This window comes from uncultured Thiocystis sp., from assembly GCF_903866365.1.
Taxonomy (GTDB): domain Bacteria; phylum Pseudomonadota; class Gammaproteobacteria; order Chromatiales; family Chromatiaceae; genus Chromatium.
Map to the genome: position 1 here is coordinate 67031 of NZ_CAIPNF010000242.1, position 13834 is coordinate 80864.

At 64.0% G+C, this 13834-nt stretch carries 11 protein-coding genes; 9 read left to right on the top strand and 2 right to left on the bottom strand.

Going from position 1 to position 13834, the window contains the following annotated elements; all coding sequences use genetic code 11:
• Positions 1-9 precede the first annotated feature (9 nt).
• Positions 10-1359, bottom strand: coding sequence for a TolC family outer membrane protein (locus QZY07_RS13605; RefSeq protein ID WP_295403646.1), 1350 nt, complete (start codon positions 1357-1359; stop codon positions 10-12).
• 160 nt (positions 1360-1519) lie between these two features.
• Between QZY07_RS13605 and QZY07_RS13610 the strand changes: the two genes are divergently transcribed.
• The 8 genes from QZY07_RS13610 (at position 1520) to QZY07_RS13645 (ending at position 11861) form a co-directional block, all read left to right on the top strand.
• Entirely contained in the window at positions 1520-2527 is a 1008-nt protein-coding gene (locus QZY07_RS13610) for a hydrolase (protein WP_295403611.1), read from the top strand.
• Positions 2528-2665: 138 nt separating this feature from the next.
• Positions 2666-2839: a hypothetical protein gene (locus QZY07_RS13615; protein WP_295403614.1), complete on the top strand. Its 174-nt coding sequence runs from the start codon at positions 2666-2668 to the stop codon at positions 2837-2839.
• 79 nt (positions 2840-2918) lie between these two features.
• On the top strand, positions 2919-3560 hold the full coding sequence (gene mobA, locus QZY07_RS13620; RefSeq protein WP_295403616.1) for a molybdenum cofactor guanylyltransferase MobA: 642 nt from the start codon (positions 2919-2921) through the stop codon (positions 3558-3560).
• Between the two features lie 143 nt (positions 3561-3703).
• Positions 3704-4174, top strand: coding sequence for an Hsp20 family protein (locus QZY07_RS13625; protein WP_295403619.1), 471 nt, complete (start codon positions 3704-3706; stop codon positions 4172-4174).
• Between the two features lie 227 nt (positions 4175-4401).
• Positions 4402-6804, top strand: coding sequence for an EAL domain-containing protein (locus QZY07_RS13630; RefSeq protein ID WP_295403622.1), 2403 nt, complete (start codon positions 4402-4404; stop codon positions 6802-6804).
• Positions 6805-6876: 72 nt separating this feature from the next.
• Positions 6877-9486 carry a circularly permuted type 2 ATP-grasp protein gene (locus QZY07_RS13635; RefSeq protein WP_295403624.1) on the top strand — a complete coding sequence of 870 codons (2610 nt, stop codon included), beginning with the start codon at positions 6877-6879 and terminating at the stop codon, positions 9484-9486.
• Entirely contained in the window at positions 9483-10385 is a 903-nt protein-coding gene (locus tag QZY07_RS13640) for a transglutaminase family protein (protein ID WP_295403626.1), read from the top strand. Before QZY07_RS13635 ends, QZY07_RS13640 begins: the two co-directional genes overlap by 4 nt.
• Positions 10386-10595: 210 nt before the next feature.
• Positions 10596-11861, top strand: a complete 1266-nt coding sequence (locus tag QZY07_RS13645; RefSeq protein ID WP_295403629.1) for a hypothetical protein — start codon at positions 10596-10598, stop codon at positions 11859-11861.
• Positions 11862-11961: 100 nt separating this feature from the next.
• Here the strand turns inward: QZY07_RS13645 and QZY07_RS13650 are convergent, their stop codons facing one another.
• Positions 11962-12672, bottom strand: a complete 711-nt coding sequence (locus tag QZY07_RS13650; protein WP_295403632.1) for a ComF family protein — start codon at positions 12670-12672, stop codon at positions 11962-11964.
• Positions 12673-12797: 125 nt separating this feature from the next.
• On the opposite strand from QZY07_RS13650, the gene bioB reads away from it, so the two are divergent.
• Positions 12798-13834: biotin synthase BioB (gene bioB / locus QZY07_RS13655; protein ID WP_295403635.1), on the top strand; the 1037-nt coding region annotated here is incomplete at its 3' end.

Consider the following 13834-nt stretch of genomic DNA (forward strand, 5'->3'; position numbering starts at 1 on the left):
CGGCTCGGTTCAGCTCGCGGGCGGCGGCACGACATCGGCGGGATTGAGCCAGGCATTGCCTTTTTCCAGCACGTCGCGTGTCAGCGTGCTGGTGGCCTGATGCAGCTTGACCCCGTTGATAATGTAGTTGTAGCGCGCGTCCAGATAATCGAACTCGGCCTGGAACAGATTACGCTGCGCATTCAGCACGTCGACCTGTGTGCGCGTACCGACTTCCAGGCCCGCCTGGGTGGACTCCAGGGCCGAGCGCGCCGAGACGATCGCCGCCTGACGGGCCTTGATGTCCTCGATGCTCGTGAGGATGCCGCGGAAGGCGTCCTTGACCTGCTGATCCACCTGCCGGCGCACCTGGTCGAGCCGATCCTGCGCGGCGCGGAATTGATACCCCGCCTGACGGGTCCGCGAGGCCACCGCCCCGCCCTGATAAAGAGGCACATTCACCGACAGTCCGACGAAGCTCGTATCGGAATCGGTATTAAACTCGGCGCCCGAGCGCGATAGGTCGTATCCGGCCTGCACGCTGACCGAGGGATAGTAACCGGAACGCTCGATATCGATCGTTCGCTTGGCGGCGTTGGCCGCCTCGCTGGCGGCGACGATACCATAATTGCTCCGCACGGCGGTCGTCGCCCAGGCGTCGATCTCGTTCGGCTCGGGCGGCGCCAGGGGCAACTGCTCGCCCAACCGCGCCAGCGGAACGCTGATCGGCCCCACGATGGCGCGTAACGCCTCCCAGGCATTGCCCAGCGTATTCTTGCCGGTGATCACGTCGGCGCGCGAGCGGTCATAGGCCGCCTGACTCTCGTTCACGTCCGTGATGGCGACCAGCCCAACCTCGAAACGCTGCCGGGACTGCTCCAACTGGCGCTCGTTGGCGCGCAACAGTGCCTCCAGCACCGTCACGGCATCGGACGCCCTCAGAACATTGAAATACGCCTCGGTGGTCTTGACCATGAGATCGATCTGGGCGTTGCGATATTGCGCCTCGGCCTGCGCGATGACGTTATCGGACTGCTTGAGCGTCATCCAGTTCGCCCGGTTATACACCGATTGATTGACAACAGCCTGCAAGCCCCGGGTGTCATAGCTATCGGTGCGGCTGAAAGGGCCAAATGAACTGTTTCCGCTGCTGTCGACGCGCTGATATCCAAGATCGCCTGTCACGCTGAGGTTGGGCATCAGCAGCGAGCGTGCCTGAGGCATCACCTCGCGGGTCGCGAACAGGGTCTGCTCGGCCTCGCGGAGCGTCGGGTCGCTCTCGACCGCGATATCATAGATCTGGATGAGATCCTCGCCCTGACTGACAGTGACGAAGCCACAGAGCAGCAGGGCAATCAGGGTCGGAAGAGGTTTCCGCATCATCGGTTTCGGTTTCCTGGTTCAGGCGGGGGGGCATAACCGCCGCCATGACGATTTGCGCGGCAGGCGTGCGCGGAATGCGTGCAGTATAGGCGACATGGCGGTTTTCCCTCAATGCGCGGAAAGACTGCGAGAGGCTTCACGAGCGACGGGTATCCGAATGGGCAGGATCACGACAAGCGATTTTCGACCGGCCTGGTGGCTCCCCGGCGCTCACCTGCAAACCCTCTGGCCCAGCCTGACGCGGCATCGGCCGAGCGCGGATCTGATCCGGCGGCGTGTCGAACTCGCCGACGGCGATTTTATCGACCTCGCGCTGGGCGGATCCGCCGGCCCGCGCGTGCTGATCGTGCATGGGCTCGAAGGCAATCTGGACTCCCATTACGCGGGCAGCCTCGTCGCGACTCTTGCCCGCGAAGGGTTTCGGCCGATCTTCATGTACCTGCGCGGCTGCTCGCACGAGCCGAACCGGCTGGATCGCGCCTATCATTCGGGCGCGACCGAGGATCTCGCCGAGGTGCTCGCGGCGCTCCGCCAGGACGAGGACGAACCGCTCGCCGCCGCGGTGGGCTTCTCGCTCGGCGCCAATCTTCTGCTCAAATATCTCGGCGAGACCGAGCGCCCGCCGATCGGTGCCGCCATCGCGGTCTCCGTGCCCTTCGTGCTGCGCGACGCCATGCTCAGGTTGAATCTTGGGGTGTCCCGTCTGTATCGCCGCCACCTGTTGAACCGACTCAAGTCGAACCTGCGGCGCAAATTCGCGGGCCGCCCCTTGCCGCTCGCGGTCGATCTGGACGACATCCGCGACTTCAATCAGTTCGACGACCAGATTACAGCGCCACTGCACGGTTTCGCCGGAGTTTTCGAGTACTACAGCCGCGCCAGTTGCCGACCCTTCCTGTCCCATATCGAGACCCCGACCCTGATCGTCCAGGCCGCCGACGATCCCTTCATGTTCCCGACCACACTCCCTTGGGAACACGAACTCGGCCCAGGGGTGACCCTGGAACTCGCCGCCCATGGCGGGCATGTAGGGTTCATCGCGGGCACCCTCCCCTGGCGGCCTGTCTATTGGCTCGAACAGCGCATCCTGTCGCGTCTGCGGGAGATTCGGGCCGCGGGCTCCAGGGAGATCGACCACGCGCCAGACCCGCCCGGCGACCCGTAACCTCACGCGCCGGAGCCTGGGATCCGCCCGATGCAACACGCCCGATGCCGGACGAAAATTATTGTAACCTTATGCCTCTAACGGACATTCGTCCTTCGCGCCGGCCTGCCGACATCCACCACAAGAACGAGGAAAACGATGAACCGAACCACGCTCATGGCACTGACACTCATGGCCGGCAGCGGACTCGCGCTCGCGGATCATGGCGCGCATTGGGGGTATTCCGGCGCCGAGGGGCCGGAGCACTGGGGCGAACTTGACCCCCATTTCAACACCTGCCAGACCCTCAACGCGCGCGTCGTCATCGAGTAATCGGCGTCCACGCCCACTCCGAGAACCGCAGCGGTTCGGCGAACGGACCGACGCGGTTCTATGTCCAGGATCCCTCGAGATGACGATCGCGCCGCCCTCGAAGCTGTCGATCACTGGCGTCATCCTCGCCGGCGGGCAGGCGCGGCGCATGGGTGGAAGGGACAAGGGACTGCTACCGTTCGCCGGCCGGCCGCTGGTGGAATGGGCGATCGAGTCGCTGGCGCCCCAGGTCAGCACATTGCTGATCAGCGCCAATCGCAATCTCGACGCCTATGGCGCCTACGGTTTTCCCGTGGTCGCCGACCTTGAGCAAGGTTTTCAGGGACCACTGGCGGGGATTCTCAGCGCGATGCACGCGGCTCGCACCGCATGGATCCTGACCCTGCCCTGTGACGGCCCGCAACCCCCGCCCGATCTGGGCGCGCGGCTCGCCCAGGCCGTGATCGAGCAGGACGCGGAACTGGCGGTCGCCGTCGCGGGCGCTCGGCGGCAATCCGTGCATGCGCTGGTGCCGGTCGCGCTGTCGGAGAGCCTGCGCGATTTCCTCGCCGCCGGCGAGCGCAAGGTCGATCTCTGGCATGCCCGGCACCGGGTCGCCCTGGTCGATTTCAGCGACCGCCCCGGCTGCTTCGCCAATCTCAACGCACCCGAGGATGCTTGCGCACTGGAACCAGCCTTCATCCAAGCCTTGCCGACAGGCCGAGAGGCCGACATGACTTGACATAAAATTTTTGCCATCCCCTCTTGATCCCCCTCGTCACCGTCACTAATATCACCAACGCAGGCGCTCGATAGAGGCTTGCAGACCGCGCGGTTCACGTCGAACGCGCCTTTTCCATATTGCTCGAACCGAGGATATGTCTCATGACAACCATCGACTTTTCGCCCCTGTTCCGCTCCATGATCGGCTTCGACCGGATGACCTCCGCGCTTGAAACCGCCTATCGCACCGAGCCAGGCGGCTACCCTCCTTACAACATCGAGGTCAGCGGCGAGAACGCCTACCGCATCACCATGGCGGTCGCCGGCTTTTCCGAACGGGATCTGAATCTGGAGGCCAAGGAAAACATCCTGACCGTCTCCGGCGGACGCCCCGAGGAAGAGGATGCCTCTGAGCGGAAGTTCCTCTACCGCGGCATCGCCAACCGCAGCTTCGAGCGGAAATTCCAGCTTGCCGATTACGTGCGGGTACTGGAAGCCCGGCTGGAAAACGGCCTGCTGCACATCGACCTGCGGCGTGAAATCCCCGAGGCGATGAAGCCCCGGAAAATCGAGGTCAGCAGCGGACCAAGCCGTTCCATCGAGGCCGACATAACGCAAGCGGCGGCAGCCTGAACGGCGCTCGGCCGAACACAACCGCGTCCGGTCGAGCAGACTTCGTGCTGAGTCATCGGCAACCGCCGGCTGCAATTTCTGACCGCAGCCGACGACACCGTTGAGTACACAAAAAGCCGGGCGCGTGCCCGGCTTTTCGCTGTTTCTGTCTAACGCAACGATGCGATTCTCTGCGTATAATCGACCATTCGCCTCGTCAGACCTGTTCCGTGTGGAATCTCCCATCCATGCCCCTGTTCGCCGCGCTGCCCATGGGTGCGCTGATACTGGACCACCAGCAGCGCATCATCTCCGTGAATCAGGCATTTCTGGCCTTGCTTGGTTACGCCGACACACAAGTGCTCGGGCGCTCTCTTGCCGATCTGGCCCACAACGTCAACACGCAATTACTCGCTGACTTACTGAACTCCCCGCAACAACATGACGTTCGTCTGGAACTGCATTTCGTCAACGCGAAGGTGAAGACAGGCCCCGTTTCTGTCGTCTTCTCACGCTGTTTTGAAGGCACGAAAAGTTTACCGCGACTCCTCTCGATTATCCTTGAACCCGCATGGCGAGATGACACGAATCCGCTCCTCGATCGCTATGCCGACATCGTCTCCGCTTCTCCCGACTGGATCGCTTTCGTGGATCGCGGAGGTCGTATCAAGGCGATGAACGAAGCCTTCCTTAAGGCCATCGAATGCTCGCATGAGGAGATCCTCGAACGCGATTTCAAGGACATCGGGAACGACGATCCAGTAACCGCAGTCCTTGACCGTTATCTCCGCGATTGTCTTGACACCGGCCAGGTTCACGTCGAAGAGATCCGCGAGACGGCCCTTGACGGAGCATCGCGCGGTGCCGAGGTACGTCTCTTCCCCCACCGCGACGCTGCGGGCAGGGTGACCGGCGTCGTCGTCAACATCCGGGATGCCACGTCCCTCCGGGACACGGAACGGCGTCTTCTGCAATCGGCCGCCGTCTACGCGGCCACTGCCGAGGGCGTGCTGATCACGGATGCCGCGGGTTATATCGTCGCCAGCAATCCAGCCTTTACCCGGATCACCGGCTATCGCGAGTCAGAGCTGCTGGGCCGCAAGCCCAATCTCTTGAATTCCCACTGGCATCCTCAAAGTTATTTTATCGGCATGTGGCGCCTGCTGACCCGCCGCGGCACCTGGCAGGGCGAGATCTGGAACCGCCGCAAGGATGGCGAGATCTATCTGCAAAAACTCACCATCCAGCGCGTGCAGGACGCACACGGGAAAGTGATCAATTTCGTGGGCGTCTTCGCCGACTGCAATCACGCACCGCAGCGTCGCGCCGACTATCTGATCCATTACGATGCCTTGACCAAACTACCCAACCGTCTGCTCTTCGAATCGCGCCTTGAGCACGCCATCGAACTCGGGCGCGGCAAAGCCATGCCACTGGCCTTGATGCTGTTCGACCTGGATCACTTTTCCCATGTCAACTCAAGCCTGGGTCATCGGATCGGCGATGCCCTGCTGCGTGCGGTCGCGCGGCGGTTGCGGATCGCGGTCCGCTCCACCGATACCCTGGCCCGGCTCCGCGCCGACCAGTTTGGACTCATTTGCGAGGACATCGACCGGAGCGAGGAGATCGAGGAGATCGCGCGCCGTCTTCAGGCGACCCTGTGCGCCGACCTCGACGTCTGCAACCACCGGATATCCGTCACTGCATGTATCGGCGTCGCCTTCGATACTGGCATGAACAACGACCGCAACGCCCTGCTCGCCCATGCCGAGTCCGCCTTGAGACTAGCGAAGCGACAGGGGCGCAACGGCGTCCGCATCTCGCCGCCCGAGCACGACAATGCGGTCCCTGAACACCAACGCCTGATCGAGCGACTGCGGAACGGACTCATCAAAGGGGAATACCGACTGGCATACCGTCCCCGCGCGAACCTGGAATCGGGGCTCTATGTGGGCGTCGAGGTATTGCTGCGCTGGGATCAGCAGGAAATCGGTCCTGTCCCGCCAGAACGCTTCCTGCCACTGGCCGATGAGTGTGGCTTCATGGCCGAACTCGGGCAGTGGGCGCTTGCGACAGCCTGTCGGCAAGTCCAGAATTGGCTGGAACATGGATTGACCATCGGCGTTTTTTCCGTGCCGGTCTCCGAAGCGCAACTCACCCGCGGCCACCTGAACCAGACCCTCGAACGCCTGCTGGCGGAGAACCCGCTGGTGGGCAGCCGGCTGGATCTGGCGTTTAACGAGTCCCTGCTCCAAAAACACCCCGAACAGATCGCCGAGGTCTTCGAGGGATTGCGCCGGCTGGGTGTCTCGATCACGTTGAATGAAGTCGGAGCTGGCTGGATCTCGCCGTTGGCATTGCAGCGCCTACCGATCAAAACGCTGAGGATTCACCCCAATTTTATCGAATCGCTACCCGATTCGCGCGATGATCTGGCCGTGGTTCAGGCGCTCATTGCCATGGCGCAGGCGCTGGATCTGGAGATTCTGGCCGATGGGGTGCGCACCGACGAGCAGCGGCAGCTTCTGCTGACCATCGGCTGTCAGCAGGCGCAGGGTGCGCTCTTCGGAGAGCCCTTGTTCAGGCCGCATTTCGAACATGAGCCCGCGTTCAAGCCCTTCGCCCGGGTGCCCAGGGCGCTCGAAAATTAATCGGCATGCCTTGCGCCTCCAGGACTGGGCGTGTCTAATCCAATTCCGCGCCCCAGAAAGAGCCTAAGATTCATGCCCGCCCCCGATCTGGCGCCCATCCCGGAAAACCCCGGCCTGGTCGATGCCTACTCGCCTCTGGCTGACCGCTATGACGAAATGCGCACCGCCGATGGCGAGGTGCGTCCGCAATGGCAATATTTGCTCGACGCCCTGCGCACGCTGGGTCCGGTTGGCCTTGAGGATCGCTGGCGCGAGGCCTCGCGTCTGATTCGCGACAACGGCGTGACCTACAACCTCCATGGCGATCCGCAGGGCATATCGCGCCCCTGGCAACTGGATCTGCTGCCGATGCTGATCCGCAGCGACGAGTGGGCGGAGCTGGAGCGCGGCCTGATCCAGCGCGCCGAGCTCCTCAACCTGATCCTGCTCGATCTCTACGGACCCCGCGACCTGATCCGCACCGGACTGCTGCCGGCCGAACTGATCGACGGCAACGCCAGCTATCTGCTCCCCTGCCACGGCATCGAGATCGCGGGCGGACGCCCCTTGGTGCAGTATGCGGCGGATCTGACGCGGCTGCCCGATGGCCACTGGCGGGTCATCGGCGACCGGACCCAAAGCCCCATGGGGGCGGGTTATGCGCTGGAAAACCGGGTGGTGCTGTCGCGGGTGCTGCCGAGTCTGTTCCGGGACTCGCATGTGCACCGTCTGGCCGGCTTCTTCCGCTCCATGCGCCGCACCCTGACCCGGCTGGCGCCGCGCGTGGCCGACCATGCGCGGATCGTGGTGCTCACGCCCGGCCCCCGGAACGAGGCCTATTTCGAACACGCCTATCTGGCCAACTATCTCGGCTATACCCTGGTCCAGGGCGGCGATCTCTCGGTACGCGACGGCGCGCTGTGGTTGCGCACCCTGGGACGACTGGAGCGCATCGACGCGGTCCTGCGGCAGGTCAACGATCTCTGGTGCGATCCGCTGGAGCTACGCGAGGACTCCATGCTGGGCGTCCCTGGCCTATTGCAGGCGGCACGCGCCGGCAACCTGATCCTGGCCAACGCGCTGGGCAGCGGGATTCTCGAACACCCGGCGCTCGCGGCCTTCCTGCCCCGCGTCTGCCAGCAGCTTCTTGGCGAGTCGCTGGTCCTGCCGGACATCCCGACCTGGTGGTGCGGCGACCCCGACTCGCTCGCTCAGGTGTTGAACAATCTCGATAGCCTGGTCGTCAAGCTCCTCCCATCGGCTCATCTCATGACAGGCGCTAGAGCGGCGGGACAGTTGGAACTCTTTCCCGGCGCGATGGAGCCGGCCGCGCGCACGGCGCTGATCAAGGCGATCCAGGCCAATCCAGGCGGCTACGTCGCCCGCGAACGGGTTCAACCCTCGACCGCGCCGGCACTCATCGATCAGCATCTGGAACCGCGCCCCAGCGTCCTGCGCACCTTCCTGATCGCGGAAGAGGATGGTTATGCCGTGATGCCCGGCGGGCTCGGGCGCGTTGCCCTGAACCACGAGACCTCGCTGGTCTCCAATCAACTCGGCGGACTCGGCAAGGATGTCTGGGTGTTGGCCTCGGAGCCGGAACGCCAGGAGAGTCTGCTGGGCGCCACCGATACGCAAACCCCCGCGGTCGTGCAGGAGAGCGCGGTCTCCAGTCGGGTCGCCGACAATCTGTTCTGGATCGGCCGTTATGCCGAACGCGCCGAGGGTCTGGTGCGTCTGCTGCGGATCACCATTTTCAAATTCTCGGAGCGGACCGATTATCCGCTGTCCAAGGTCACCTCTTCGTGCCTGAGGTCCCTGCTGGAGGCATTGACCAACCAGACCCAATCCTTTCCCGGCTTCGTCGGCGCCGGGGCGGACGAGCGTCTGCGCAACCCGATCCCCGAGTTGCTGTCGCTGATCACCGACCCCCAGCGACCCGGCGGACTGCCGCGCACGCTGGAGGCGCTGGGACAGGCTGCCTACTCGGTGCGCGAACGTCTGTCGGCGGATACCTGGCGCATCGTCAGCGATATCGAAGGCCGTCTCGCAAACCTCACCGAGCATCCGCCCAGCCAGTTGTCGCAGGCACTCGACGAACTCGACCCGCTGGTCACCTCGCTGGTCGCCTTCTCGGGTTTGACCCAGGAAAACATGACCCACAACGAGGGCTGGCATTTTCTGGAGACCGGACGACGCCTGGAACGCGGGAGTGCCATCGCCAGCCTGCTGCATTCCACCCTGGTACCGGTCGCCGGCGACCAGGAAGAAAACATGGTGATCGAGGCGGTGCTCGGCATCACCGACAGTCTCATCACCTATCGGCGCCGCTACCACGCGGGCACCCGGGTCGGCGCGCTGCTGGATCTGGTACTCCAGGACGAAGGCAACCCGCGCGCCCTGGCCTACCAACTGGCGATGCTCGAACGTCTGGTCGCCGAACTCCCCCGCGGCGATCTGATGGTCGGACGCACCGCGGCGGAAAAGCTGGTGCTCAAGAGCCTGACCGGAATCCGCCTGACCGAGATCGACCATCTGATCCAAGCGCATAAACAGGGTAACCGACGGGTCGTTCTGGCCAAGATGCTCGGCGAGCTGAGTACCGAACTCGCCGCCATCTCGGATGCCATCACCGCCCAGTATTTCCGCCACGAGGAACAGCCGCACAGTCTGTTGCGACGCGCCGGGGCGCCCGCGCCATGAAATTTCGCGTCCAGCATCTCACCCGCTACGAGTATGCCGAACCGGTTTCGCTGTGCCACAGCATCGCCCACCTGAAACCGCTTCAGACCCGACGTCAGCGCTGTCTGTCGAGTCAGCTTCGCGTCGATCCCTGGCCGGCCGTCATGCGCGAGCACGAGGATTTTTTCGGCAACCGGGTGAATTATTTCTCGATCCAGCAAGCCCACAGCGCGCTGGAAGTGACCGCCACCAGCGAGATCGAGATCACCCCCATGACGCTCCCCGAGGCAGACAAAACGCCCCCCTGGGAACGGGTGGTCGCCCGACTGTACGACAAGGGCGACGGCCTGATGACCAACGCCCGGATCTTCACCCTCCCCTCGCCCCAGATACCGCTGGACCCGGCCGCCCGCGACTATGCCGCCATCTCCTTTCCGGCCGGGCGGCCAATCCTGGAGGCGACGCGGGATCTGATGGGGCGCATCTACCGCGAGTTCGAGTACGATCCTCACTCGACCACCATTGCCACGCCAATCGCCGAGGTCATGGAACAGCGGCGCGGCGTCTGTCAGGACTTCGCGCACATTGCCATCGCCGCGCTGCGCGGATTCGGACTGGCGGTCCGCTATGTCAGCGGTTATCTGGAAACCCTGCCGCCGCCCGGCCAGGTCAAACTCCAGGGGGCCGACGCCTCGCACGCCTGGTTCTCGGTGCTGATCCCCGAGCTGGGCTGGGTCGATTTCGACCCGACCAACGACCAGATCCCCGGCGAGCAGTACATCACCACCGCGGTTGGGCGGGATTTTCAGGATGTCACGCCCCTGCGCGGCATCTTCTACGGCGGCGGCACCCACGATCTGCTGGTGGCCGTCGATGTCAACCGGATCGCCGACCCCGTTCCGGCGGTGCCACCCGTTTAAACCGTGTTCACCTGGATAATGCGGCCGAACCGCGAAAAACGCGAATCCTGTCCTTTGTGCTTTTGCGGTTTCAATTTCCGAATTTTCAGGTTAACGGCAATCAATTCTCTGGTTGAAGATTGCGATCGTGACTCATTCACCCGCCGGGTGATGGCCGCGACGGCCTTTGGAGAGCGCCCCATCGACGCCATACCTCTGCGACACTCCGACATGAACTTGAAACGCTCGATGCACCGCGTGATCCTCACCCTGGGTTGGCTGACCCTCTTCATGGTCGTCGTCGCCGTGACCCTCGGCGCACTGCTGCTCCTGGACAGTCAACCCCTGGTCGAGACGGACCCCGCCATCACCGCTGAGGAACACGCCTGGGCGAAACACTGGATCGCGACCAATCGACCGCGGGGCAGAAGGTCCGGTGAATTGATCGCCATCGCACTCACCGAGCGCGAAACCAATCTGCTCGCCAACGAATTGCTCAACCGGCTCGGTCAGGGACGCGCGTCGCTCCGCCTGGACGATGGCCGCGCCCACCTCGCCGCTTCGTTGGTGCTCCCCTGGAATCCGCTCGGAGGCTTCATCAACCTGGAGCTGACGCTGGTCGAGGACGGGCACCTGCCGAAGATCGAGACGGCTCGACTGGCGGGTCTTCCACTTCCTGGAACACTGGTGCAGACGCTGGCGGATCGCGCGCTGGCGGCGGTGGAGAGCACAGAGTTACTCCAGCAGGTCGAGCTGAACGACGACCGGATACGTATCGTATACGAATGGCGCCCCGATCTACTGGAGCGGATCGGCAGCGGGTTCGTCGCCGAGACCGATCTGCCGAATCTCTTGCGCTATCAGAACGAACTGACGAGTAAAGTCGCGCAAATACCAAGGCGTCAGCCGCTCCAGCTCGCCGACCTGCTGGCGTATCTGCTGGCCAAGGCTGGCGCGCAACCCCCGAGCGCCGATCCGAGCGCAGAGAATCGCGCCCTGATTCTGGCGCTCGCCGCGTATGTGAACGGCCGGACCATCCGCGAACCTGGCGACTCGGCCGCCAGCGCTCGACCTCGCCAGCCACGTCCGGTTCTGTTACGCGGACGCCGCGATCTGAGCCAGCATTTCATGACTTCGGCGGCCCTGGCGATCCAGGGTGACGACACGCTGTCCGGGATGGTCGGTTGGTATAAAGAGATGTCCGACGCCAACGGCGGCAGCGGTTTCAGCTTCGCGGACATGGCGGCCAACCGCTCGGGGATTCGGCTGGCTCAACTCGCGACCGCCGACCGAGAAAGCGCCAGGCGCGTGCAAGTGATCGCGGGGCAAGGGCTGACCGAGGAAGACTTCATGCCAACGCTCGACGGACTGCCCGAAGGCCTCGACCAGCGGACGTTCGCAGCCAATTTTGGCGGCACCAACCATGCCGACTATCAACGTCTGATCGTCCATATCGATCGCCGGATCGATGCCAGTCGGCTGTTCCGGAAACCCTGACACTAGGCGCCAAGCCCCATTGCCGCGCGTCAAAAGAGCGATCGGCCTCCGGCCCCTGGGGAGCGGAAAGCCGATCGCCGGCGGCACCTTGCATGCCGCATCAAGACGTCCGCGCCACGGCCCAGACATCGACCTGTTCCACCCCGGCTTTGAGAAACACGCGGCTCAATTCGGCCACGGTCGTGCCGGTGGTCACCACGTCATCCATGATCGCCACCCGTCTCCAGGGCGGTTGACGGGTCAAGGCGAATGCCCCGCGGAGGTTCCGACGGCGCGCGCGCGGATCGAGTCCGACCTGGGGCGGCGTTGCCACGATCCGGATGCAGCCCCGTGCGTCGACCGGCAACTCCAGCTCCCGACCCAGTACCCGAGCAATTTCAAGCGCCTGATTGTAGCCACGCTCGCGCAACCGCGCTGGATGCAACGGGACCGGGACCAAGACCTCCGGCAACGCCAGGCCCCGCTCCCGCACCGTCTCGGCCAGACACTGCCCCAGCAACCGCGCGAAATTGAGCCGACCGCGAAACTTCGCCCCGACCACCAGCGACGGCACGGCCGACGCGTAGCGAAAGGCCGTGATGCAGCGTTCAAAAGGTGGGGCCTTTTTCTGACATCGGCCACAGAGCGTTCCGGGAGGAACCGGCCCCTCGAACGGCAGCGCGCAGCGGATGCACGACTCTCGATTCCACGGCAGCTCCGCCTTGCAACCGGCGCAGAGATCCCGACCGCCCACGCCCGGCGCACCGCACAGCACGCAGGTCGCGGGAAACAGCACCGAGATCAGGGACGCGAAAGCGATTGGCTGAATCATCTGTAAACCAAAAACCCAAAGATTGGTTGACAAGAGAGCCACGCGATCTAGGATAGCCCTCTTTGTGCGCCAGCCGATCATGCTCGCCCGATCCCGCACTGAACACCGATATCGCAACCCAGACCATGCCATCACTCAAGCCCACTATCCGCCACGACTGGACCCTCGACGAAATCCAGACGCTGCTCGACCAGCCCTTGAACGATCTTCTGTTCAAGGCCCAGAGCACCCACCGCGCCCAGTTCGATCCCAACCGGATCCAGGTCAGCACGCTGCTCAGCATCAAAACCGGCGCCTGCCCGGAAGACTGCGGCTATTGCGCCCAGAGCGCGCATCACGACACCAATCTGGAACGCGAACGCCTGCTGCCGCTCGACGAGGTGCTGACCGCCGCCCGCGCCGAGGGCGCGACCCGTTTCTGCATGGGCGCGGCCTGGCGCAACCCGACCGACAACAACCTGGACCAAGTGGTCGCCATGATCGCGGGCGTCCACGCGCTCGGGATGGAGACCTGCGTCACGCTCGGCATGCTCACCGGCCCCCAGGCGCGCCGGCTCAAGGAGGCCGGGCTGGATTACTACAATCATAATCTCGACACCTCGCCCGAGTTCTACGGCCAGATCATCACCACCCGCACCTACCGGGACCGGCTCGACACCCTGGAGCATGTCCGCGAGGTTGGGCTCAAGACCTGTAGCGGCGGCATCCTCGGCATGGGCGAATCGCGCCGCGACCGCGCCTCCATGCTCCGCCAGCTCACCAACCTGCCCGCCCACCCGGAGTCGGTACCGATCAACCTGCTGGTCCAGGTCGAAGGCACGCCGCTCTTCGGACAGGCCGCGCTCGATCCCTTCGAGTTCGTGCGCGTGGTCGCCGCCACCCGCATCCTGATGCCGGCCTCCCATATCCGTCTCTCCGCCGGTCGTCACGAGATGAGCGACGAGCTTCAGGCGCTGTGTTTTCTCGCCGGCGCCAATTCCATCTTTTATGGCGAGCGCCTGCTCACCGCGTCCAATGCCGAAGCTGACCGCGATCGCGCGCTCTTCGCGCGCCTGGGGCTCAGCTTTGAGGAGATCGAGGCGGAACGCACCGAACCGGGCGGCTGTCACAAAACGACTGGACACACCCACGAAATTTTTATCGGGAACTCAAGCGTTGAATG